Origin of the sequence: Candidatus Desulfofervidus auxilii, assembly GCF_001577525.1 — a bacterium.
In the GTDB taxonomy this organism is placed as follows: Bacteria; Desulfobacterota; Desulfofervidia; order Desulfofervidales; family Desulfofervidaceae; genus Desulfofervidus; species Desulfofervidus auxilii.
Window position 1 is genome coordinate 2,484,379 of sequence record NZ_CP013015.1, and the last position, 23,032, is coordinate 2,507,410.

The 23,032-nt window shown below is 38.5% G+C and carries 19 protein-coding genes and 1 tRNA gene; 12 read left to right on the forward strand and 8 right to left on the reverse strand.

The window, feature by feature from the left end; all coding sequences use genetic code 11:
* Positions 1–38 precede the first annotated feature (38 nt).
* Positions 39–1,436, forward strand: coding sequence for a hypothetical protein (locus HS1_RS12410; protein ID WP_066066146.1), 1,398 nt, complete (start codon positions 39–41; stop codon positions 1,434–1,436).
* Between the two features lie 243 nt (positions 1,437–1,679).
* Here HS1_RS12410 and HS1_RS13265 read toward each other — a convergent pair whose 3' ends face one another.
* Both HS1_RS13265 and HS1_RS13270 read right to left on the reverse strand, forming a co-directional pair.
* The gene (locus HS1_RS13265; protein ID WP_066066149.1) at positions 1,680–1,973 is read right to left on the reverse strand and encodes a hypothetical protein; all 294 of its coding nucleotides are present in this window, start codon (positions 1,971–1,973) and stop codon (positions 1,680–1,682) included.
* Positions 1,974–2,076: 103 nt separating this feature from the next.
* On the reverse strand, positions 2,077–2,277 hold the full coding sequence (locus HS1_RS13270) for a hypothetical protein (RefSeq protein WP_156469482.1): 201 nt from the start codon (positions 2,275–2,277) through the stop codon (positions 2,077–2,079).
* A 116-nt stretch (positions 2,278–2,393) separates the two neighbouring features.
* Here HS1_RS13270 and HS1_RS12425 point away from each other — a divergent pair, with 116 nt between their 5' ends.
* The 5 genes from HS1_RS12425 (at position 2,394) to glgA (ending at position 9,037) form a co-directional block, all read left to right on the forward strand.
* Positions 2,394–3,827: a sugar transferase gene (locus HS1_RS12425; RefSeq protein ID WP_066066153.1), complete on the forward strand. Its 1,434-nt coding sequence runs from the start codon at positions 2,394–2,396 to the stop codon at positions 3,825–3,827.
* Positions 3,828–3,866: 39 nt separating this feature from the next.
* A complete protein-coding gene (locus HS1_RS12430; RefSeq protein ID WP_066066157.1) occupies positions 3,867–5,318 on the forward strand; it encodes an acetyl-CoA carboxylase biotin carboxylase subunit in 1,452 nt (483 codons plus the stop codon).
* Positions 5,319–5,329: 11 nt separating this feature from the next.
* Entirely contained in the window at positions 5,330–7,225 is a 1,896-nt protein-coding gene (locus HS1_RS12435) for a biotin/lipoyl-containing protein (RefSeq protein ID WP_066066160.1), read from the forward strand.
* A gap of 164 nt (positions 7,226–7,389) precedes the next feature.
* Positions 7,390–7,581: a Rho termination factor N-terminal domain-containing protein gene (locus tag HS1_RS12440; RefSeq protein ID WP_066066164.1), complete on the forward strand. Its 192-nt coding sequence runs from the start codon at positions 7,390–7,392 to the stop codon at positions 7,579–7,581.
* Between the two features lies 1 nt (position 7,582).
* Entirely contained in the window at positions 7,583–9,037 is a 1,455-nt protein-coding gene (gene glgA / locus HS1_RS12445) for a glycogen synthase GlgA (RefSeq protein WP_066066167.1), read from the forward strand.
* Here the strand turns inward: glgA and HS1_RS12450 are convergent.
* Positions 9,038–9,113, reverse strand: a tRNA-Ala gene (locus HS1_RS12450). It abuts the gene before it with no gap.
* Between the two features lie 795 nt (positions 9,114–9,908).
* On the opposite strand from HS1_RS12450, the gene HS1_RS12455 reads away from it, so the two are divergent.
* From HS1_RS12455 to HS1_RS12475, 5 genes are all read left to right on the forward strand, one after another.
* Positions 9,909–11,474 (forward strand): FMN-binding glutamate synthase family protein, encoded by a 1,566-nt coding sequence (locus HS1_RS12455; RefSeq protein WP_066066170.1) that lies wholly within the window; start codon positions 9,909–9,911, stop codon positions 11,472–11,474.
* Positions 11,475–11,486: 12 nt separating this feature from the next.
* Entirely contained in the window at positions 11,487–11,696 is a 210-nt protein-coding gene (locus HS1_RS12460) for a 4Fe-4S binding protein (protein WP_066066175.1), read from the forward strand.
* The gene (locus HS1_RS12465; protein WP_066066178.1) at positions 11,697–13,487 is read left to right on the forward strand and encodes an aldehyde ferredoxin oxidoreductase family protein; all 1,791 of its coding nucleotides are present in this window, start codon (positions 11,697–11,699) and stop codon (positions 13,485–13,487) included.
* On the forward strand, positions 13,462–13,842 hold the full coding sequence (locus HS1_RS12470; RefSeq protein ID WP_066066181.1) for a 4Fe-4S binding protein: 381 nt from the start codon (positions 13,462–13,464) through the stop codon (positions 13,840–13,842). The genes HS1_RS12465 and HS1_RS12470 overlap by 26 nt, the downstream gene beginning before the upstream one ends.
* 181 nt (positions 13,843–14,023) lie before the next feature.
* Complete coding sequence (locus HS1_RS12475) at positions 14,024–14,551, forward strand: YIP1 family protein (protein ID WP_066066184.1); 528 nt, start codon at positions 14,024–14,026, stop codon at positions 14,549–14,551.
* Here HS1_RS12475 and HS1_RS12480 read toward each other — a convergent pair.
* Positions 14,548–15,375, reverse strand: coding sequence for a 50S ribosomal protein L11 methyltransferase (locus HS1_RS12480; RefSeq protein ID WP_066066187.1), 828 nt, complete (start codon positions 15,373–15,375; stop codon positions 14,548–14,550). The genes HS1_RS12475 and HS1_RS12480 overlap by 4 nt on opposite strands.
* Positions 15,376–15,421: 46 nt before the next feature.
* On the opposite strand from HS1_RS12480, the gene HS1_RS12485 reads away from it, so the two are divergent.
* The gene (locus HS1_RS12485) at positions 15,422–16,219 is read left to right on the forward strand and encodes a DUF6612 family protein (RefSeq protein ID WP_066066190.1); all 798 of its coding nucleotides are present in this window, start codon (positions 15,422–15,424) and stop codon (positions 16,217–16,219) included.
* Positions 16,220–16,255: 36 nt separating this feature from the next.
* Here HS1_RS12485 and HS1_RS12490 read toward each other — a convergent pair whose 3' ends face one another.
* The 4 genes from HS1_RS12490 to HS1_RS12505 all read right to left on the reverse strand — a co-directional run bounded on the left by HS1_RS12490 (position 16,256) and on the right by HS1_RS12505 (position 22,932).
* Positions 16,256–16,963 carry a rhodanese-like domain-containing protein gene (locus HS1_RS12490; RefSeq protein ID WP_156469483.1) on the reverse strand — a complete coding sequence of 236 codons (708 nt, stop codon included), beginning with the start codon at positions 16,961–16,963 and terminating at the stop codon, positions 16,256–16,258.
* 78 nt (positions 16,964–17,041) lie between these two features.
* A complete protein-coding gene (locus HS1_RS12495; RefSeq protein ID WP_066066196.1) occupies positions 17,042–17,599 on the reverse strand; it encodes a hypothetical protein in 558 nt (185 codons plus the stop codon).
* 226 nt (positions 17,600–17,825) lie between these two features.
* On the reverse strand, positions 17,826–22,004 hold the full coding sequence (locus HS1_RS12500) for an acyl-CoA dehydratase activase (protein WP_066066199.1): 4,179 nt from the start codon (positions 22,002–22,004) through the stop codon (positions 17,826–17,828).
* Positions 21,994–22,932 carry a radical SAM protein gene (locus HS1_RS12505; RefSeq protein WP_066066202.1) on the reverse strand — a complete coding sequence of 313 codons (939 nt, stop codon included), beginning with the start codon at positions 22,930–22,932 and terminating at the stop codon, positions 21,994–21,996. The genes HS1_RS12500 and HS1_RS12505 overlap by 11 nt, the downstream gene beginning before the upstream one ends.
* Between the last annotated feature and the right edge of the window lie 100 nt (positions 22,933–23,032).

Below are 23,032 nucleotides of genomic sequence, written 5' to 3' on the forward strand. Positions count from 1 at the left end.
CCAAATCCCATTTTTTGACTTGAAAGGAGGAGGAAAGGATGAAAAGGAAGATCTTTGGCCTTAGGATTCCAATGGTACTCATATGTATCGTTTTTTTGGTTTTGGGTACTAGATTAGTCTGGGCTTCAAACGAAGTGACACGGGGTACAGAGGCAGTTCAATTATTTACACAGGAAACTGGAACTAATGCCAGTTTAATCTCATTTGACAGAAAACAATTGGTGGATAATATCTACAAATATACTTGGATATTGAAAGTAGGCTTTGGTGAATTTGACAAGATAGGTGTCTACAGGGTGATAAAAGAAAGAGCGCCATGGGTTCCGATTGTAGCACCAAAAGCGGTGATGATGATTCATGGTGACGCAACAAACTTTGACAATTCCTTCTTGGGTAGCACAGTATCTAATAAGGTATCTGTGGACCAATCCTTGGGCATCTTTCTGGCACAGAACAATGTAGATGTCTGGGGCGTAGACCTTAGATGGACATTTGTGCCGGATTACTACCCTGGGACAGCATATCCATACTGCTATATTGATGGCTGCACATTTATGAAAAACTGGAACACTGCGTTGCATGTTAGTGACATCATGGTAGGCGTGAAAATTGCCAGGACAGTGAGAGGTTTGACCGGCAGCGGTTTTGGCAAGCTGCTTATGCTGGGGCACAGCCGGGGTGGTCAGTTTTCCTTAGCCTACGCTAACAGAGAGACGCAGATACCGGTGTTTTTTCGTGACCTGAAAGGAATCATCATAGTGGATATGGTCTACAAGTTTTCCCCAGAGAATCAGGAGTTAAGAGATGCCGCTTATGAAAGGTACCTCGCAGTAAAGGCAAAGTACGATTCAGGGATATATTACAGCGATGAGGGAACAGTTATGAAGTATATAGCCTATTTAGCGGCTACATCTCCAGATGACCCATCACCAATCATTCCAGGGTTTACAAACAAACAAGCAGCTCTATTCGTCTTGTCCGCAACGTATGCCACATTTGAACCACCACTCAAGCCATACGTGCCATTCTACCACTATCTTGCTGGAATATTTGATCAAGTCGGAATCCCACAAGGACTGCAGTTCACAAACCCTGACTACACCCTCGACATTGGCCTTGCAACACCAGGTTTCCAGAGCATTGGGGAAGATATCGATGGAGAAGCGCTAATGTCTGACGAGGTTGAAGTGCCTTACGACGACTACTTAAGTGAGATAAATATTCCGGTCTTTTATGTGGGTGCAGCAGGCGGGTTTGGCGAATACGGCATATACACCGTAACACTCCTTGGAAGCACTGATAAGAAGACATTAATTGTTCAGCTATATCCGCCGGAAGCTGTGGCACTGGATTACGGACACTCCGATCTCCTGTGGGCGGACAATGCAAAATCTCTTGTCTGGCAGCCGATATACGACTGGATAAAGACCCATTAAAAGAAAGGAACTCGAAAAAGAGGAGAAAATGGGACGGTTCTATCTAAAGAATGCCTGCAACAGGCAGATAACAGCAGATAAAAGGAAAATCACAGATCCCCCCAAATTGCCTTCGGCAATTTCTTTTATCCGCAAAACGTCAGGTACAATACCAAGCAACCAATGTTTATTAAAAAGGCTATAACTACCAGACTGGCCTAAACTGCTTATCATTTAGTATTCTTACTGTCTCACCACTTTGGCCTATGACAAAGAGGCCATGGCGTAGGCATATTTATCTGTATCCTCTTCTATTGTTATGCCTGCCACTGTCCCAACTACCTTTCTGTCACTGTATTCTGGAAAGAATATCTTAAATGCCTTAAGCCTTTCAATGTGTTCATTTACATTGGATATGCTAAGGCTACTTTTTGCCTCAATAAGGATGGCATACTCTTTGTTTATAGCTAGTATATCTATCTCTATTTCCTTTCCATCCTTGTGTGCCTTTACCCTTTGGAAGACCTTTTCTACCTCTATTCCCCTCTCTTTAAACATGGATATTGTGCCAGGAGCAATTAGCCCTTCAACAAACCTTCCCCACTTTCCTGTAAGGGCAACTCCGGATCTGCTTACCTCTGCAATCTTTTTGTCTGTCTCTTTAAACAGTGTCCATACTTCTTGAATGGCCCTCTCTAGCTCTTGCTGGGTCTAGGTTTGCAAGTGCATCACCAGGTGGTATTAGCCTCCTTGCACCTTTGCAGTCCATTACCTTCTTATCCCTTGCACCTGCAAGGCATTTTGCAGCGTGCTCCTGAAAAACTAAGGTTGGCGAGAAAGAAAAAACTTTTTTCCTTTCCACCTAAAAAATCAATCGCGGATTTTGGGAATGCCAGAATTCCTGCTTTCTTAATGTGAGGTTGAGATTTCAAGAGTTAAACTCTTGACTGTTTTCTTTTTTTTGGGAATAAACAAGTTATGCGAAAAAGATTCCTCTGTCTTTGTCTTATCATATTTGGTGATTTAATTACATTTTATGTTTCTTTGACAATAGCCTATTTTTTTAGAATAAAAATATTACCTTATATTATTTCCACCCCGGAATTCATTTATGATTTTAAACACTTTTTATATCTCTGGTGGTTACCTGTGATATTTTTATCCTTTTTTGCTTTTGAAGGCCTTTATATCAAAAGATTTTCCTTTTCAGAAGAATTGAAGCATCTTTCAAAGGCCATCTTCTTAAGCATTATTGTTATTTTCTCTATTGTTTCTTTAGGGAAAATGAGTCCTAGAGTATCACGGACTGTTTTGGCAGGAACAGGTGTGATAGCCTGTTTTCTCTTTCCCTTCACTCGATTTTGGTACAAGAAATTGCTTTATACATTAGGCTTATATCAAGAAAATGCACTCATTGTAGGTGCCGGTCGGGCAGGACAATTGATAGCCTGTGGCCTGGAAAGAGACAGACATTATGGGTATAAATTGGTAGGATATGTGGACGATGATATAACTAAAAAAGCAGTTCAGGTTAATGGTCATTATTATCCTGTTTTAGGCACTTTTAAAGACCTTCCGGCCATCTGTAAAGATAAACATATTCAGACTATTATCTTAGCTGTTCCTTCTCTGGGAAGCGAAAGAATAAAGTCACTTTTCATGGAAATAAGACAACTTGCTAAACATATTTTAATTGTTCCTGAACTTAGGGGAATTTCTCTTCTTAGTGCGGATCTGGATTATTTATTTTACGAGGAACTCTTTATCTTACATACCAGGAATAACCTCAATTCTCCTGTAAACAAAATAATTAAACAAATCTTTGATTGGATTGGGGGAATACTCCTTTTCATCCTAACCTTGCCTTTTTTAGGAATAATTGCCTGTTTGATAAAAATATCTTCACCAGGACCTATATTTTACACTCAATGTCGAGTAGGAAAGAAGGGGAAATTATTTAAGATTTATAAATTCCGCACTATGTATGTAGATGCAGAAGAAAGATTACCCAAGATTTTAGCTCAAGATCGTGAGCTTAAAGAAGTTTATCTCAAAAGACGAAAAATTCCTAATGATCCTCGTATAACACCTATTGGACATTTTCTCAGAAAGACTTCTTTAGACGAACTTCCTCAAATATTTAATGTCTTAAAAGGAGAAATGAGTTTGGTAGGACCAAGACCTGCCTTACCCGAAGAGCTAGAGAGATATTATAAAGAAGAAGCACAATATTATCTTCAAGTAAAACCTGGTATTACTGGATTATGGCAAGTGAGCGGGAGAAATAAAACTGATTTTTACTTTCGGGTAAAAATTGAGAGTTGGTATGTTCAAAATTGGTGTCTATGGCTAGATATCATAATCCTTCTCCAAACTGTGAAGGCGGTGATTAAAATGGAAGGTGCCTGTTAACTTGACACCCGTCTCTCTTTGAAGTAAAAACCATGAGTTATGGAAAGGAAGAGATTTAAAAAGGTGTTAGTAGCCAATCGTGGAGAAATTGCCCTAAGGATTATTAGGGCTATAAAGGAATGGGGCAGTGAAGCGGTGGCTGTGTATGAAACCCCAGATGCAGAAGCCCGTCATGTAGTCCAAGCAGACCAGGCAGTATGGATAGGAGACGGCCCCTGCAGAGATTATCTTAATATTGAAAAAATGATTATAGCTGCCCAAAAAAGTGGAGCAGAGGCTATTCATCCTGGATATGGTTTTTTAGCCGAGAATCCCGAATTGGCTCGTGCCTGTCGGGAAGCGGGTTTGGTCTTTATTGGTCCTCCTACGCAGGTGCTTAAGTGGTTAGGAGATAAAGTAATGGCTAGAAGGTTAGCCGAAGAGGCAGGTATTCCAGTAGTTCCAGGCACTTATCCATTGCCAGCAAATGAAGAAGGAAAAGAAATCGCCTTGGAATTTTCACGGAAGGTTGGATTTCCCATTTGTATTAAAGCAGTGGCTGGTGGTGGGGGACGCGGGATTCGGATGGTAAATACAGAAGAGGAACTGCTTAAACAACTCCCAATGGCTCAATCTGAAGCCGCTACAGCCTTTGGAGACCCGCGGGTTTACTTAGAAAAATTTTTGCCCTCTCCCAAACATATTGAAGTCCAAATTCTGGGAGATGAATATGGAAATATCATTCATTTGGGCACCAGAGATTGTTCTATTCAAAGACGGCATCAAAAACTGGTAGAAATAGCTCCAGATATGCTTAAGGATGCCAAACTAACAAACGAAATTTGTGAGGCAGCTTTAAAAGTAGCTAAAAAAGTGGGATATATTAATGCTGGCACTGTTGAGTTCCTAGTAAAAGATAAAAAGTTTTATTTTTTAGAGATAAATACCCGTTTACAAGTTGAACATACGGTAACAGAAATGGTCACAGGCATAGATATTGTTCAAACCCAACTAGACATTGCTGCTGGCAATCCTATACCCTTTACCCAAAAGGATGTTATATTAAGAGGTTATGCTATTGAAATGCGGATTAATGCTGAAGACCCCCAAAATAATTTTATGCCTGAGGCAGGCAAAAAAGTGCTTGTTTACTACTCTCCTGGGGGATTGGGTGTGAGATTGGATGGTTGTGTGTATGCTGGTTATGTAGTTCCCCAGGCCTATGATTCATTATTAGTCAAACTCACAGTATTTGGGCTGACATGGGAAGAAGTTGTTGCCCGTCTCAAAAGGGCTTTAACTAATTTTATTATTCTTGGACCTAAAACTACTATTCCCTTTTATCTCCAAATAGTGAAAGACCCTGATTTTCGGTCAGGTTTTTTTGATACCAGTTATTTAGATACCCATCCTCAGCTTTTTAAATACAAAGAAGAAGAACAGGAAGTCTCAAAAATTGCTAAATTAATTACTGAAATTCACCACCGGGGTTTTAACCCCTATGCTATATAAAGGAAGAAAAAATGAGAATTACACGTAGCATGTCAGTAAATGAAATTCTAAGTGCCCTTCGGGAAGCAAAAGGTTACTATATCACCAATACGCAGAGGGACCTCTCGCAATCTGATTTTAAGAATCGTATTTTACTCCATACCGATTTATTAGCTGCCCCTTATCGGGAAAAAGCAGGGTATTTTTCTCTAGAAATTTCAGGAGGGGCATCGGTTCATGTGGATATGTTGCGCAAACAAGTCAATCCTTTTCTTAAGTTGCAATTACTGCGTGAAGAAATGCCTAATACTATGTTCCAAACCCTTTGTAGAGGAGTAAATCTGTTTGGTTATCGCCCTTACCCTGAAAATGCCATTCGTCTTACTGTGAGAGAATTTGCTAAATATTTAGAAGTCTGGAGAGTATTTGATTTTCTCAATTACATTCCTAATATGATCTCTGTATTTGAGGAAGTAAAAAAGGCAGATAAACTTTTAGAACCATGTATCTGCTTTTCTACTGGTCCTGAACATACAGATGAATATTATGTCAGTAAAGTGAGAGAGATTTTAGAAGTCACAGGGGAAGATATTATCCTTTGTATCAAAAACCACGGAGGACTGGGTACTCCAGCTAGAATAGGCAGGTTAGTAGCGGCCATTAAACAAACCTTCCCTGATTTAATTATCCATTATCATGGCCACAATACCGATGGCAATGATATTGGTCGTATCCTAGAGGCCGTGAAAAATGGCGCAAAAATTGTAGATGCAGGTGACCATGCCTTCACCGGATTTTATGGACCTCCTCCTATCTTGACGGTAATAGATACCTTAGAGGCATACGGATTTAAGGCAGAGGGTATTGATAGAGATGCAGTTATTGCCACCTCACATGTATTGAGAAAAGAACGTTTGGCTTACGCTGATTTTGAATCTCAATATAAGGGATTTGACTCTACTGTTCAGATCCATAAACTTCCTGGAGGGGCAATGGGAAGTAGTTTGGAACAGGCAGAGAAGGGAGGATTTTTGCACCTAATGCCTAAAATTCTTTTAGAAGAGCTCCCAAAGGTGCAAAGGGAATTAGGAAATTGGTGGAGTGTCACGCCTGGCTCACAGATTCTTTGGACGACAGCGGTGGATAATGTTTTGTCAGGAGAGCGTTATGCTAATCCTAGTGGAGATTTAAAAAACCTCTTGTTAGAACGATATGGCTCTTTCCCCTTTTATCGTCCTAAAGATGAGATTTATAAAAAAGTCTTTGGTCCGGATTGGAAAAAAATTCTAGAAAAAGAAGGTGGTTTGCAAAAAATAGAGCCAGTGGATTTGAACCAAGAAAAAAAGACATTAGAAGAAAAATTGGGTAGAGAGGTCACTACCGAAGAGCTAGTCCTCTATTTACAGCATCCTACAGATGCTGTAGCCTTTTTTAAGTTTGAAGAAAAGTTTGGCCATACTTATGTCTTACCTCCACAAATTTGGTTTAGGCGAGGAGGTTTTGAGTTAGGAGAAAAGATTTCTTTTATTGATTACAAAGGAAAGTCTCATATTATAGAAGTTGGTCCTACTCATTATACAGATGGGAAAAAGGCCACTTATTTTGTCATTGATTTTCATCCCGTGGTGCTTGTTTCTGAAGAAAAAGAAAAGAAAGAAGTTTCAGCCGCCCCTGCCTTGACTAAAGAAGAAATTGAGGCCTTGGCTCAAGTGGGCGATATACGCTCTCCTTTTAATGGCTCGGTGCAAAAGATTGAGGTAAAAATTGGGGATGAAGTAAAATCTGGAGATGTGATTGTTATCATTGAGGCCATGAAGATGCAAACACCTTTAAAAAGCGAAGTGGAAGGAAAAGTGGAGAGGATTTTTGTGAAAGAAGGTGACCAGATTAAGACCGGTGATCGTTTGGTTTTTATCAAGAAAAAGTAGGTTAAATCAGCTTTGTGTTATTGAAGGATATTATTAGGGCTGGGGTTTAAAAGAAAATGGGGAATTATCTTTCCCTTCTCTAATGAAAGATTAAGTTGAGTTACACAAAGAGTTTAACATAAAAAATAGGTTGGCATGAAGTAACATAATAAAAGGGGGCAAAGATGACTGTTAAAGAGATACAAACCATGGCCAAAAATATGGGATTAAAGGTAGGAAGATTGAAAAAAGCAGAAATAATAAGAAAGATTCAGACTGCTGAAGGCAACATTCCCTGCTTTGGCACAGAAAGGGTGCATTATTGCCATGAAGAAATGTGTCTTTGGCGTGAAGATTGTTTAAAAGCTAATAAGTAAGGTGGAAGTCCTTTTTGTCTCTCCTGAAGTGGCTCCGTTGGCCAAAACTGGAGGATTGGCTGATGTGTGTAGTTCTTTGCCCCTGGCTTTAGCTAAACTGGGTATAAAAGTAGATATAATTCTGCCTCTTTACCGCTGTATAAAAGAAGGAAACTTTCCTTTAGAGTTGGTAGTTAAAGATTTACCCCTTACCTTTGGCTGGCGTAACCTTAAGACCAATATATATCAAACTAAATTAGAAAAAGGCATCCGTGCATTTTTAATAGAATGTGATGAGTTCTTTGACCGTTCGTCTCTTTATGGAAAAGATAATGGTTATTTTGACAATGGAGAACGCTTTATTTTTTTTACTAAGGCCGTTTTGGCCTTTGGTGAGAACTTTGAAGAATATTGGGATATTTTTCATTGTCATGAATGGCAAACCGCCTTGGTGCCTGTTTATCTTAAAACTCTATCTGCTTTCTATCACAAGCTTTGTTCTGTGAAAACTATTTTAACCTTACACAATTTGGGTTATCAGGGTGTTTTTCCTCCAGAAATTTTTCCCTTTACCAATTTACCTTCAGAAATATTTTATCCCAACTTGGAATTTTGGGGGCAGATTAATTTTTTAAAAGGGGGTATTATATTTAGTGACTTTTTGACCACTGTTAGTCCCACTTATGCCCAAGAAATTCAGACCCTGGAATATGGCTTCGGCTTGGATGGATTATTAAGAACACAAGCTCATAAATTAAAAGGAATTTTGAATGGAGTGGACTATAGTGAGTGGAATCCAGAGACAGACCCTTATATTGCTACCCATTATTCAACTTTTGACCTCAAAGGGAAAGAAATATGCAAACAAGATTTGTTAAAGACCTGTGGCCTTCCTTTAGAGTTTATGGGAAGACCTATTTTAGGAATGGTCACTAGATTGGCTGAACAAAAGGGAATAGACATTTTACTGCCTATTATAGAAAAGATCATTCGGAAAGGGGGGGCTTTAGTGATTTTAGGAGATGGAGAAAAAAGATATAAAGATGCCTTAAAAAGCATTGCTGCCTGTTGTTCTAATCAGATGTTTTTAAAAATAGGCTTTGATAACATCCTGGCTCATAAAATTATAGCCGGAGCAGATATGTTTCTAATGCCTTCCAGATATGAGGCCTGTGGCCTAACACAGATTTACAGTTTAAAATATGGCACTTTACCTATAGTGCATCATACTGGAGGACTAGCAGACACTGTAGAAGATGCCGACTTAGAAAAAGCCCAGGGTAATGGTTTTAAATTTTATAGTTATACTCCCCAAGCCTTCTTTGAAGCTATAGAAAAGGCCCTCTTTTGCTTTGAGCAAAAAAAGGAACTCTGGCTTAAATTAATACAACAAGCTATGGCCTGCGATTTCTCATGGGAAAAATCAGCTCAGGAATATGTCTCACTTTATGAAGAAATATTAAAGAATAACCATTAATGGTGGAGCTGAGGGGATTCGAACCCCTGACCTCTTGAATGCCATTCAAGCGCTCTCCCAACTGAGCTACAGCCCCACGCAAGCAATTTTAACAAATTCTATATTTAATGTCAATCTATCTCCAGGAGGGTTTAGGACTTCGTCAAAGTAATTTTAACGGAGATCCAAATGATAAGCGCAATGGCTCAATGCAGAATGCAAATTGAAAAATGCAAAATCGCCTTCTGTTAAATTGGAATGTTAGCACGTTTACACGTTTGCACGATGGGACGTCCTTAGTGCGTGGTGCTTAGTCTCTCTAGTTTTCTTTTTGATTGAGGCAATGAAGTTGTTTAATTTGACGCCTAGCTTATCAAGGTTTGGCATTACTAAAGTTGCAAGTTGGAAAGTTTGCAAGTTAACACGTTGGAATTGGGAAATGGAAATTGGGAATTTCTATTTTCTATTTTCTGTTTCCTATTTTCTGTTTCCCGTTTCCCTTTCCTTCTTTTCCTTCTTTATGCGCGTTAACACGTTTACACATTGACACGTTTACATGTTAGAAATGGGAACTGGGAATTTCTGTTTTCCGTTTTCTATTTTCTTAACTGTATTTTGTAGGTTCGACCCCAATTCCACTACATTTGGCTATTTCATTCCCTCACTATTTCACTACTCACTGATTTAATGTTTTGGCATTTGGATTCCATTTGAAATTTGGATTTTTTAGACCATATTTAAACGTTTGTTCTTTTTGTTAAATTACTTATGGCCTGACTTTGACGTAGCCCTGCAGGAGGGTTATGTCAAGATTGGGAAAATATTGACTTTAGACCTCAAATAATATAACAATACCTCCGTTTTTTAAATATGAAATTTTGGGAGGTAAACGATGTCTTTAAGTAAACCAAATCACAGTGCAGCCACGCTCACGGTTACCCGGGTTACACCAGTTCCCTCTTCTGGTATTTGTGTAACTTGTGTGGAAGGATGTGAAGGTCCTTGTGAAATCGGGAGGTCAGCCCTTAAAGGAGAAGCTGCTATCTATCCCCTTCCATTTGGAGCCATTAGTGCAGGAGCAGAAAAGGATTATCCTGTTGATTTTTCCCATTTTAACATTCAGGGCACCTGTGTGGGGGCCGTTGGGATAGAACCAGACCCTGACAAAGCCACTTTTCCTGTAGTGGATGTTACTACTGAAATTGGCTTCAAAGATAAAATAAAAATTAGATTCCCAGCATTTGCAGGAGCACTGGGATCTACCGAGATTGCCAGAAAATATTGGGACACTATGGCTATAGGAGCTGCTATTTGTGGAACACTAGTTATAGCAGGTGAAAATATCTGTGGGATGGATCCTGAAGCAGAGATAAAAAATGGAAGAATTGTGCGAGCTCCAGAAATGGAAAAACGCATTAATTTATTCAAACGCTGGTGCGAGGGATATGGGGATGTAGTAGTGCAATTGAATGTAGAAGATACCAGATTAGGGGTGGCTGAATATGTAGTTGATAAATTAGGTGTGGACTTTATAGAGCTCAAATGGGGACAGGGAGCAAAAAATATAGGTGGTGAGGTAAAATTACCCACTTTAGAAAGGGCATTACAGTTAAAAAGAAGAGGCTATATTGTCCTCCCAGACCCTGAAAACCCTTCTGTGCAAGAGGCCTTTAAAAGAAGGAGTTTTAAAGAGTTTGAAAGGCACTCCCGCTTGGGTATGGTGAGTGAAGAAGCCTTTTTAAAAGAGGTAGAAAGATTAAGGAGTTTGGGAGTAAAATTTATTTCTCTTAAAACAGGCGCTTATAGACCGGCTGATTTGGCTAGGGCAGTTAAGTTTTCCTCAGAGGCCAAGATTGATTTATTAACGGTAGACGGAGCTGGAGGAGGAACAGGAATGAGTCCTTGGAGGATGATGAATGAATGGGGTATTCCTACAGTTTATATTGAAAGTTTATTGTATAACTACTGTAAACGGCTGGAGGAAAAAGGGGAATATATCCCAACCTGTGCTATTGCTGGGGGGCTTTCTTTAGAAGACCATATTTTTAAAGCACTTGCCTTAGGGGCTCCTTATGTAAAACTAGTATGTATGGGCAGAGCAATCATGACAGCAGCTATGGTAGCCCATACCCATGGTCGGTTGTTAAAAGAAAAGGTAGAAATGGAAGGAGAGGATTTAGAAGATAAGGTATTGGAGCTATTTTCTGGTGCTTATAAATTGAAACAAAAATATGGTGATGCCTTTGCAGAGATTCCACCAGGAGCGATAGGGATGTATACTTATTTTTTAAGGTTAAAACAAGGCTTACAGCAGCTTATGGCAGGAGCAAGAAAGTTTGCCTTAAAATATATCTCCCGCGAAGACTTAATGGCATTAACTAGGGAGGCTTCTGAAGTTTCTGGTATACCTTACCTCATGGATGCAGATGCAGAAGAAGTAGAAAAAATTTTAGGTTAAGGAGAGCAAGCGATGCTAAAATTAATTTGTCCTCAAAATTGTAAAAGGTGTTTTTGTGAACCTATTTGCGTCCTAGGGGCCATTATTGCCCAAGCAGGTTCAATTTATGTAGAAACAGATAAGTGCATTGGTTGTGGTACCTGTAGAAGAATATGTATTACTTTCAGCTTAGATAAAGCCCTCAAAGACAAAACAGAAGATTGGTTGAAAGGTGTGGCTTAAATGGAAGTCTGGAAGGGACAATTCGCACGAATAGATCTGACTCATAAGTCCTTTAAAATAGACACCTTACCTGAGAGCCTCTTAAAAGTCTATTTGGGTGGCCGAGGTTTAGGTGTAAAGTTATATTTTGATGAAGTAAATCCTGAAATTGACCCTTTGGATGAGGATAATAAGATAGTAATTGCCGCTGGGGCACTTTGTGGCACTGGGGCCTCAGGTGCAAGCATGGCTAGTGTGGTCACTAAGTCGCCCCTCACTAATACTATTTGCTGTGGAAGAATTAGAGGATATTTTGGGACAGAGTTAAAATTTGCTGGTTTTGATGCAGTTATTATTGAAGGTAAGGCAGAACATCCGGTCATTATATTTATCTCTCATCAACGTATTTCCATCAAACCTGCTTTAGAATATGGACAGCAAGTTACTTCAAAAACAGAAAAGATGATTAAAGAAGAATTGAATGATAGATGGAAGGCGCTAGAGTCTTTTATTCTATCTGTTGGTCCAGCAGGAGAAAATAAAGCAAATTTGGCTACGCTGGTAAGTGATGGCCTTCTCTTAGACGGAGGGGCCGGAATTGGGGCTATTTTTGGAGCAAAAAATCTTAAGGCTATTGTTATTAGTGGTTCCCAAGATGTTACTGTAAATCAAGGAGAAAAGTGCCTGCAGTCTATTCTTACCTTAAAAAATAAATTTAACACTTCACCTTATACTAAAGAATATCTGCCTAATATAGGCAATGGATTTTTGTTGGACATTTGTTTAGATAAAAAGGCCTTACCAGCAAATAATTTTAAGTCATCTGCCCAAAAGATACCCAATCTAGATGGGGACGGGATTAAAAATTTTACTCAGAGGAGGAGGGCTTGTTTTTCTTGTCCTATAGGGTGTATCCGGTTTAGTTTAGAAAAACAAAGGATGTTGTATCTTGATTATGAAAGTATGGCTGGTTTTGGTTATCTTTGTGGAATAAAGACAATTGATAAGATTGCTGAATTGAGGTATCTGTGCACTGAACTTGGGCTTGATGTCTTAAATACTGCTTCAACTATAGCTTGTGCGATGGAATTAAGTGAAGAAGGGATTTTAAAAGATGTCTCACTTTCTTTTGGTAGTGAAGACATAGAAAAAATCATAAAACAAATAGGAAAAAATAAAGGATTTGGAGCAGAGATAGCCAAAGGAGGAGCACATCTGGCTAAAGCCCTAAATAGACCAGATAGGTTTATGGGGGTAAAAAATAGTGCCATCCCTCCCTTTGAACCAAGAAAATTATGGGGTTTTGGGCTTCATTTAGCTACTTCTAACAGTGGGGCTTATCATCTAAATGGATTCACTATTATAGAAGAGCTTTTAGGCATCCACCAGGTAGTGGAGCCTTTTAAATATCAAGATAAACCAGCCCTAGTAAAGCAAATCCAGGATACCATGGCTGTATTAGATGCCCTGGGATATTGTGTTTATATCTTATTGGCCCTTAAATTAAACAATATTTTGCCATTTTATAAATTTTGTTTTAATACTGAGGTAAATATTCAAGAATTACTTAATCTTGGAGAAAGAATCTGGAATTTAGAAAGGATTTTTAACATAAAGGCAGGCATTGATTATAACGATGATGTTTTGCCTAAAAGGTTTACCCAAGAAGCCTTAGAAGGAAATGTTTGTCCTTTAGACCAAATGCTTCCTGTTTATTATCAGGAAAGAGGATGGGATAAATGGGGGAAACCAAAGGAAGAGATATTAAATAGATTGGGATTAAAAGATGCAAAGGATAAAGATAGACCCTAATAAGTGCACAGGCTGTCGCCAGTGTGAATTGGCTTGTTCCTTAAAACATAAAGAAAATACGGTTAATCCAAGGCGGGCACGGATTAGGGTGTTTAAAGTAAATGGCTATTTTATTCCTGTAATTGCTGGACAGTATACTGATGCTGCCTGTAACACCAAATGTGTGGTTGATACCCAGTGGGGATTGATTGACTTATGCGTAATCTGTAGGGCTTCCTGTCCTCAAAAACCTGTTTTTTACGAGCCTGATACTGGTTTTCACTTAAAATGTGATTTTTGTGGAACACCGCCTAATCCTACTTGTGTTAAGACTTGCAATTCCGGGGCATTAGAACTTATTGAATGGCCTGAATAAATAAAATATCAAGGCATAAAACTCATTAGAGGTATTTCTCATTTAGAAGAGAGCAAAAATCACCTTTTGCCCTCAGAGATACCCATTTTTTTTAAAAAATGCTGGATTTTGGGCTATATTTTTTCTTGACAAATTCCACTCTCACTGTAATGATAAAAAATATTAAAAAGGAGGAATAACAATGAATGGCTTAACCCAACGGATTTTCAGGGCAATGAAATTAGAAGCTAGTCTTTATGAAGAAGTAGAGGCAGATACAGATGCTTTAAAACAGGCGGTGATAGTAGTGGTGCTTTCTAGTCTAGCTGCTGGTTTAGGTAGTGCTACTCAAGGTTTTGGAATTTTATTAGGAGGAACAATAGTAGCTTTATTAAGCTGGCTTATTTGGGCATATCTTATTTATTTGGTAGGAACCAAATTGCTGCCTGAACCACAAACTGAATCGAATCCAAAAGAGTTGTTGCGAGTATTAGGTTTTGCCAGTGCACCTGGATTAATACGTATATTAGGGGTTATACCTCCTTTAAGAATGATTATTTTTTTTATTGCCGCCGTTTGGTCATTAATGGCCATGATAATTGCAGTGAGACAGGCCCTTGATTATACTAGCACTGGCCGGGCCGTAGTTGTGTGTCTTATTACTTTTTTTATTCAAGTCTTAATCTCTGCGCTTCTAATTTTTCTTCTCGGACCACCGGTTAAGGCTTAAACCTTTTGCAAAACCGCTACACTCCATTGTTCATCATAATAACGCACAGATTCTCTTAAGCCATAAGGAGTAAAGGTAGAAATAACCAATTCATCATCTGGAATAATCATTCCTCCTAGGACAATCCAGCCTTTAGGAGCTAATAGCCTTACCATGGTTGGGGCAATTTTTTTGAGAAGAACACCATACAGGTTAGCAAAGATTAAATCAAACTGTCCTTTTGTCTCTGTTACTGAAGAAGACAATATAGTAATTTCCTTAGTTACTTTATTTAATTTAACATTTTCTTGAGCTTCTTTTACAGCCTCAGGACTTATTTCCACACCAATTATATTTTTCACTCCCAACCTGGCCGCTGCTATAGCCAGAATACCTGTTCCAGTGCCTGCATCCAAAATCCGCTTGAGCTGTCTCCTTCCAAATTTCCCATCAAAAATCTCCTTTAAGGCCTGTAAACAATAAATAGTGCACGGATGATTACCTGTGCCAAATGCCCTTCCTCTTTGCACTAAAATAGGAATACCAAAATTAGGCACACAAGTAGTGGGGAAAGGAACAATAATAAACACCTTTTTTAAAAAGGTATTCAGAGGCGTTATTACCGGAGGGGAAAAATCTACTTGAAAACTCCGGGCGAGCATATTTAACACATTATTAAGTCTGTTAAGCAACTTATCTGGAAACGAAGAAAATACATAGCTTTCAAGTAAAAAACCATTCTCTGTCCTTTCTACCCTTAACCCATTTACATAATCCCATAAAAAATTATAAGTGGATTCTAACAAGGATAGAGGCAATTGAATTTTTATCTGATACCATTGCATTTTTGTCTTTATAAGGTAATTATGATTTTAGTCAAGGAGATAATTGATGCTGGGTTATTTTATAATATGTCTTCTTATTATTTTACAAGGCTGTGCAAAACCTATTTCTAAAGGAGAGATAAAAGGAAATCTAATAGAGGTTTTAGACAACATCCATACTTATAGTTATGAAATGGAAATGGAGATGGAAACTTCTGCAACTGGAGAAGACATAAAGGACGTGGTCAAAGCAAATGCCCAAGCTGACATAGATGTGAAGAACAGAAAAATAAAAATATTTATCCATATCAATGAGCGCAATAAGAGAAGCAAATCAACTCAAACAAAAATTTATATCCTGGATACTATGGAATATATTCAATCTGAGAAAGACAGTGAGTGGATAAAATTTGAGGTACCCAGGCATAAATTAGATAGTGAAAATCAGCTCAAGAAACAGATGAAGTTAGTTATGACTTCTAAGATAAAAAATTTAAAAGAGGAAACTTTCAAAAATATTGATTGCTATTTGCTTAGTATAGAACCTGATAAACGGTCTTTCTGGGAGGTAATAATGGAGCAGGATGAAGAACATCCTCTTATGAGGTTGCTCAATCTGGACTATGAAGACGTAGTTAAACGAATAAATATGGAAATGTGGATAGAAAAAAAGACATTTTTTCCTCTAAAGTGTATTATGAAAATGCAGGCAGTCATAGAAAAAGAAATTATGAAACAGCCATTTAAGATGACAATTGATATAAAAAAGACTTATTGTTATTATAATTATAATAGACCGCTGGTTATTAAACTACCTGATCAGGCAAAAAGGGCCAAAGTTTACCAAAAAGAATGGGAAGATTAGCAGCCCTCTAGTCTCCCAGAGGGCTGTTTTTTGTTATTATTTAGCCATATACAACCAGATTTTATCTTTATCCACCGTTTGGGTCATAGGGAGGCCACTATCCATCCAGGAGACTGAATCACTCGCATCGCCTATTTCAGAACTATATTTTGCTACACAAGGGTGTTCTGTGGTTTCAGAACAAAAAGGTAGCCTTTCAGGATATCCCCTGTAACCTTTGTCATTGGGGTCTACACTACTACTTCCCTGAAATCCTCCACTACCACCCTTACCATTTTCTGCATTTTTAAGGGGATTATCAATCTCGTAAATGGTATAATAATCTTCTCCTAATTGTTCTTCTAAATATTCTGCCGCAAAGGTGCTTCTGTGTCCACTTCTGCACATAAGCACAAGGATTGAGCCTTCAGGAAATGTCCTCTTTACCAGTGAAAGGAATAATTCTTTAACTACTATCCCACCTGCTTTGACTTTTCCATCTGTTTCTGAAAATTCATATCCCCAAAGTTTCCATGGAATATTCCAAGGAGTGCTTCCATCAGGCAGTTCGCATGTGCCTACCCACAAGAACTCTTCAGTGGTCCTGACATCTATAAAGTAGGCTCCGTTATTAATTATCTCTGGAGCATTTTCTGCAGCTTCGTATACCTCCCAAGCAGTGATTGTTTCATAAGCCTTTACATTTCCTCCAAATAACATTGATACTACGAACATTGCTACAGCTAAAATTGCTAATCTTTTCATCCTTCCCTCCTTTCTTAGTTTTTTGCCCTTCATCCTAAATAAATCCTAATCCCTGCTTTTATATCACCTCCTTTCTCTCTAATCTTCAAATGGCTCAACCCTTCCTTTCATAATATCCTTTATTATCGCCCCACGTGTCTCCTCATCAAGTTCATTCAGCATAGGTGTTATAGTCTTAATAATGGCCTCTCTTTGTGCTTCTCCTATTTCCTTCCTGGGAACTTCTTTAGCCTTTTTCTCCGCTTTTGGTATAGAACCAGCCTCTGTATTCATTAGTATCAACTTAATTTTTGGTTCACCTGGCTTGGCTTTCTCTCTAAATACAATCAAGTAGTTCCTAATACCACAGAGATGCATCAGTTTCTTGATTCCTTCTTCTATTTTTAAATCTTTAAATTTTATACTGACTTTTTTATCTGGTAGGATTTTTTTATTAAAAATTTCTATCTTACCTTTTTCTTCTAATATTTTAAAAACTGTCTTAGTATCTGTATCTTTTATATCTACAGAAAACGTCCCTTTATTAAACTCAATATTGATGTTTTCCTTTATAAAATTTGTGGCAGGAGCATTTGACCACAATATGAAAAAAATAATCGCCACCCAAATAAGTGAAAATGCCTTTTTCCCAATCATTTCAATAAATCAAATTTCATAACAAATTACTTTAGGATAAAGTTAAAAATATGTCAAGATTTTTTTAACCCAAGTTTCCTTTTTTAAGACAAAAATCCTGATTTTTTGGGAAGTGGTATTGAGGTTAATCCAAGTTTTGATTTTTAGGTGTCAAAGTTGAGTTTGAGGCCTTGATGGCGAGAAGATAGCGCCTTTTTCAAAAAAGATAAAGGAACTCACAATTTATTTATATATGAAGTTCTTTTACTTGATGCATAAAGGCTTCTAATCTGGTTTGGGTATTAGTTTGCTCCTGTCCATCAAAGGCTAGATGTAAACAAGGAAAGTTTCTCTTTTCTCTTTGCAACCTGGTAAACACGGCTTGAGCAATAGTCCCTGGCATGCAAGTAAAGGGCATAACATTAATAATGCCTTTAGTGCCTTTTTTCAGAAAATCAATGGCCTTACCAATAGTAAGCACAGCTTCTCCTTCAAAAGCAGGGTGTAAATAGGGTTTTGCCCAATGAAGCAATTGTAAAATCAGGGGCTCATGAGCGTGTTTTAATACAGACTTAACTCGCCTTACAAGACGCCATTCTTCTTTGTATTGAATGATGGCTGCAATGAGTAACCTTAAGGCCCGCCTCAAATAAAGACGACGCCAGTCTCGCAAAAAAGCAGTATGGTTGGTATAAAAAATCCACTCCCCCATAGGTGGAAGCCAAACTTCTGCACCCATGGATTCCAATCGTTGCACTAGATATTCATTGGCAAAGGGATTGCTACGAAGATAAATTTCACCTACTATTCCTACCATAGGTTTGGACAACTCTTTCTTTTTGATTCTTTCAAAATCCTTTACTGCTTTAACCAATAAAAGCAAAGGTTCCTGTTTATTTCGCAAATATATACAAATTTTTTCCAAATATTTTTGATAAAGTTTATTAGTTTCCCCAGAGATCGCTTCATAAGGTCTAGTCTGTCTCAATAATTTTTCCAAAATATCCACCGCTACCAAACCACGCCAGGCCCAGAGAATAAAGTCATTAGCCACCATCCCTAATTTTTCATAGTGTTCTCCATCTTGATTAGGTGAAAAAATAGGAATTTCTGGATATCCCCATTCATCTAATACCCGACGGTGAAAATGGGCATATTGACCAAACCGACAAGGACCGCTTCCTGTAGGCATAAAAAAGGCTGCATATTTGGGGTCAAATTCTGGGAGTTTCAAGGTCTTCAGCATATCACCTGCGGTAAGCAGACAGGGATAACATTCCTTACCTGAAACAGCCTGTCTGCCCAAGATAAAACTTTCTTTATCTGAAGGTGGCATTACTTTTGCTCTTACCCCACATCCCTCAAATACCGCAGCCAGGGCATAACAATGGTCGCACATATAAGGAATGTAAACATAGGAGTCCCGGTAGTGTTTTTTAAACACAAAATAGCGCTTTGGTGGGGTAGCAGTTATTTTTTTGCCTTTGATACTATCTAAAAAAGCCTCAAGACGAGTAATTATTCCCGCGTCTGCACTGTGTTCATCTATTTCTATTTCTAAAAATGGTTTTTTCCCTAATTCTTCTTTAAAAAAGTGTAAAATAAAAGAATCCGGCCCGCAGGCAAAGTTGGTAATATACACAGGATAAAGCTGGGGATGTTCACGCACCAGAGCAGCCGCACAGAGGATGTGCTGTCCATAACGCCAATACATATTTTGCCAAACATTAGAAAGCCTGGCTGTTTTTAAAGGTAATGCATCTAAAGGAATAACACTTACTCCTCGATGGGCTAGTTTTTGGGGAATACGTAAATTAACACCACTATCAAAACTATTATATGCCCGTCCCACAATGACTATAGCTATTTCATCAGGCTTGAGAGCAGCTAATATCTCTTTTGCCTTTTCTTGGAGGCTAGATTCAAATTCCTCTTGAGCCGCCTTTGCCTTTTTCCATGCCTTTTCTACAGCATATTTGGAGACTTTGAGACTTTTACTTAGATTTTTAACACTTTGCCGATAATACCAATCACCTCGCCCTAGATAAATCACAGGATGGATAAAATTTATCCCTCTCTTTTTAAAGTCAAAGGCTGATGCTAACATATAAGGCAATCCTTGGACATAAGGACATACCATCCCCCAATCACATGAAGGATGGCGAGAAGGAAGGTCTATCACATTAGGGAAAAAAATGTGTTTATGTCCATTATTAAACAAAAAGGCGGTGTGACCATGAGCAACCTTAACCGGATAACAAGTTTCGGCTAAAACAGTCTCCACACCTGCCTGAATAATCTCTTTAGTGGTAGGAAAAGAAAGGACTACCTTAAAGCCCAATTCCTGTAATAAAGTGGCAAAAAATGGGAAGTAATCTTGCATAAAAAAGGCATAAGGAATAGCAATTTCGCCTCTATGCCTGTTCGGCAGACAGGTTTTCCCTTTTTTTTCTGGTTCAAGATATTTTAAAAGTAATCTCTCTCTTTCTTTGACCAAGTCCACCCCAAGGGGTTTTCTTTGAACGGAAACCTCATATTTTTCACAGCGACCTCCATAGTATAATACACCCTTTTTATCTCCTATAGTAATCCTTTTGATTTCGCATTGATTAGGGCAGGCCTTACAAATAAAGCTACTTATTTTATAATTAATGTGTGCTAAATCAAAACCCTTAAATTGACTCCTTTTCCAATTTCTTTCATCCCTAGCCAATAAAGCTGCTCCAATGGCCCCAGTAACTTCATGATGAGGAGGAACAGTGATGGGTTTTCCCAACAACTGTTCAAAGGCGGCTACCACGCCTTTATTGGCAGCCACTCCTCCCTGAAAAAATATGCGTTGGCCAATAGAACGCCCTGCCACTACTTTATTGAGAAAGTTATAAGCAATGGCATAGCAAAGACCGGCCACTAAATCTGGCTTGGATAGGCCTTTTTGCTGATAATGGACCAAATCAGATTTCATGAATACAGTACAACGTTCCCCCAAAGGAGCTGGATGTTGAGCAGAGAGAGCTATATTGGCAAATTGTTCATAGATGGAAATACCTAAACTATCTGCTTGCTCTTCTAAAAAAGACCCTGTGCCAGCGGCACACACCTTGTTCATTTCAAAATCTATAATGGCTCCATTCTCTAAACGAATGAACTTGGAATCCTGCCCTCCAATTTCAATAATAGTATCTACTTCTGGGTCTATGGCTGCCGCCGCCTTTGCCTGGGCAGTAATCTCATTTTTAATGATATCAGCGCCCACAAAGTCTCCTACTAAAAAGCGGCCTGAACCTGTAGTGGCAGCACCTAAAATTTCTACTTTATTCCCCCATTCTGTTTGTAAAGCTTTTAAACCCTGTTTTACTGCCTCTAATGGTCTGCCAGCGGTCATTAAATATTGCTTGGCAAGCAACGCTCCCTGCTCATCTATCAACACCAAATTGGTACTCACTGAACCCACATCAATGCCTAAATACACAGGGATTTTTTTATGCTTATGCTCAAATAAAGTGGACATTTCAAAACGGGATTTCAATAACCTCAAAGGAGGGTAAAAGTGTTTTACCTCTTTTTCTTCAACAATGGCTTGTTTTAGTTTTTCCAGGCCTGAAAAGTGATAGTTATTTATTTGTCTTTCTTTGGCATCCAAGGCAGCCCCAATGGCTCCCATGGTTAAGTAATGTTTGGGTATAATCAATTCTTCTGGCTTTAACTTCAAAATGTCACAAAAGGCCCGACGCATCCCTAAATTAGCTGCTACCCCACCTTGGAAGGCAATAGGTTTATGAAAAGGCTTGCCCCGACCAATATTGCCCCGGAGATTACGAGCTAGAGCATAACAAAGTCCTGCTACAATTTCTGACAAAGGTGTGCCTTCTTGCTGAAGATGAATCATATCTGACTTAGCAAATACAGCACAACGTCCGGCAATCCGAGGCACATTTTTGGCCTCTAAAGCCAGGCGACTGAATTCTTCTATCTTTAATCCCAAACGATGAGCTTGTTGGTCTAAAAAAGCACCTGTGCCTGCTGCACAGAGGGTATTCATAGCAAAGTCCAAGATGCGAGAACCCCCTCCTGGCTTAGGGGTAAGAAAGATGAGTTTGCTATCTTCACCGCCAATTTCAATGACAGTCCTTACTTCAGGATGAAAATGGGCTACAGCCTTGCCATGGGCAATAATTTCATTGATGAATTCTCCACCTAAAAGGGGCAGGAAGCTCTTTCCTCCAGAGCCAGTAAAAGAAAGAGAAGTAATTTCAGTAAGCCTGATTTGACGGTCAATTTCTTCTAAGACATTTAAAACAACACTTAATGGCTGACCATAGGTGCGGCGATAATCTTCATATAAAATATGCGCTTGCCCATCCAAAAGGACTGTACAAACACTGGTTGAACCAACATCTATCCCTAAATAGATTTTATCTTTCACCTTTTCTTATTAAATAATACCTTTTTCCATTATGTAAATAGGCATCAACTAAATTTTCTTTTTGTAAACCATCCATCATTTTAATTACCGTATTAATGTGAGCACCTAAAGCATGAACTATATCTTCTAAAACACAAGGGCGACGGGATAATAAAGCAATTATCTCTTCTCTCAAGTTTAATAATTCTGCTCTTTCCTCAATAGGGCGTTTAAAGTCAACCACAATTTCAGCCTTTGGGCCTAGTTTTTCCTTAATTTCTTCTAAATCCTTTTTTGTCAATGGCTCAACTCCTCTTTCAGCAGGCGGTCGCACAACCGTATTTAACTGAATTTTCTCAGGGGATATTTCTTCTAATACCCTATGTAAGGCTTCTATTTCAACCTCAGTATCATTTACACCTCTAACAAATAAGATTTCTAGCCAAATTTGCCCTTTATATTTTCTTCTAAATCCTTTAAGGCCATTAATAATAGTCTCTAATTTTAATAATGGATGTGGACGGTTTATCTTCTTCCAGGTTTTTATAAAGACTGTATCTAAGGATGGTAAAACCACATCTGCTTTAAGTAAGGCATTGACTATTTCTTCTCTCCATAATAAAGAACCATTGGTTAAAACAGCCAAAGGTGCCTTATTTAAATTTTTCACAATTTCCACAATTTGGGCCAAATTAGCATTTAAAGTGGGTTCACCTGAGCCACCAAGAGTAATAAAGTCCACAGGAGGATGATGGTTAGCAAAAAATGTATCTAATTCTGCCTTTATTTCCTTTGCACTCATATAGGCAGCTGGTTTATCCTTTAAATGTGTTGTGCGTCCTAATTCACAATAAATACAATCATAGGTGCAGGTCTTAAAGGGTATTAAATCTATTCCCAATGAATGACCCAATCGCCGTGAAGGCACAGGTCCAAAAAGGTATTTCATTTAACTTTTTATAAAACAACCCATAAGACTTGTCAATTATAAAAAATAAAACGAAAAATTAAGGTTGGCAAGAAAGAAAACTTCTTTTTTCGCCTTCTTC

Coding starts and splice junctions, on each gene's coding strand:
- HS1_RS12425 (WP_066066153.1), top strand. CDS start 2,394: ATGCGAAAAAGATTCCTCTGTCTTTGTCTTATCATATTTGGTGATTTA.
- HS1_RS12495 (WP_066066196.1), bottom strand. CDS start 17,599: ATGATTGGGAAAAAGGCATTTTCACTTATTTGGGTGGCGATTATTTTT.
- HS1_RS12435 (WP_066066160.1), top strand. CDS start 5,330: ATGAGAATTACACGTAGCATGTCAGTAAATGAAATTCTAAGTGCCCTT.
- HS1_RS12475 (WP_066066184.1), top strand. CDS start 14,024: ATGAATGGCTTAACCCAACGGATTTTCAGGGCAATGAAATTAGAAGCT.
- HS1_RS12470 (WP_066066181.1), top strand. CDS start 13,462: ATGCAAAGGATAAAGATAGACCCTAATAAGTGCACAGGCTGTCGCCAG.
- HS1_RS12480 (WP_066066187.1), bottom strand. CDS start 15,375: ATGCAATGGTATCAGATAAAAATTCAATTGCCTCTATCCTTGTTAGAA.
- HS1_RS12410 (WP_066066146.1), top strand. CDS start 39: ATGAAAAGGAAGATCTTTGGCCTTAGGATTCCAATGGTACTCATATGT.
- HS1_RS12465 (WP_066066178.1), top strand. CDS start 11,697: ATGGAAGTCTGGAAGGGACAATTCGCACGAATAGATCTGACTCATAAG.
- HS1_RS12460 (WP_066066175.1), top strand. CDS start 11,487: ATGCTAAAATTAATTTGTCCTCAAAATTGTAAAAGGTGTTTTTGTGAA.
- HS1_RS12490 (WP_156469483.1), bottom strand. CDS start 16,963: ATGAAAAGATTAGCAATTTTAGCTGTAGCAATGTTCGTAGTATCAATG.
- HS1_RS13265 (WP_066066149.1), bottom strand. CDS start 1,973: ATGTTTAAAGAGAGGGGAATAGAGGTAGAAAAGGTCTTCCAAAGGGTA.
- HS1_RS12505 (WP_066066202.1), bottom strand. CDS start 22,932: ATGAAATACCTTTTTGGACCTGTGCCTTCACGGCGATTGGGTCATTCA.
- HS1_RS12440 (WP_066066164.1), top strand. CDS start 7,390: ATGACTGTTAAAGAGATACAAACCATGGCCAAAAATATGGGATTAAAG.
- HS1_RS12485 (WP_066066190.1), top strand. CDS start 15,422: ATGCTGGGTTATTTTATAATATGTCTTCTTATTATTTTACAAGGCTGT.
- HS1_RS12430 (WP_066066157.1), top strand. CDS start 3,867: ATGGAAAGGAAGAGATTTAAAAAGGTGTTAGTAGCCAATCGTGGAGAA.
- HS1_RS12455 (WP_066066170.1), top strand. CDS start 9,909: ATGTCTTTAAGTAAACCAAATCACAGTGCAGCCACGCTCACGGTTACC.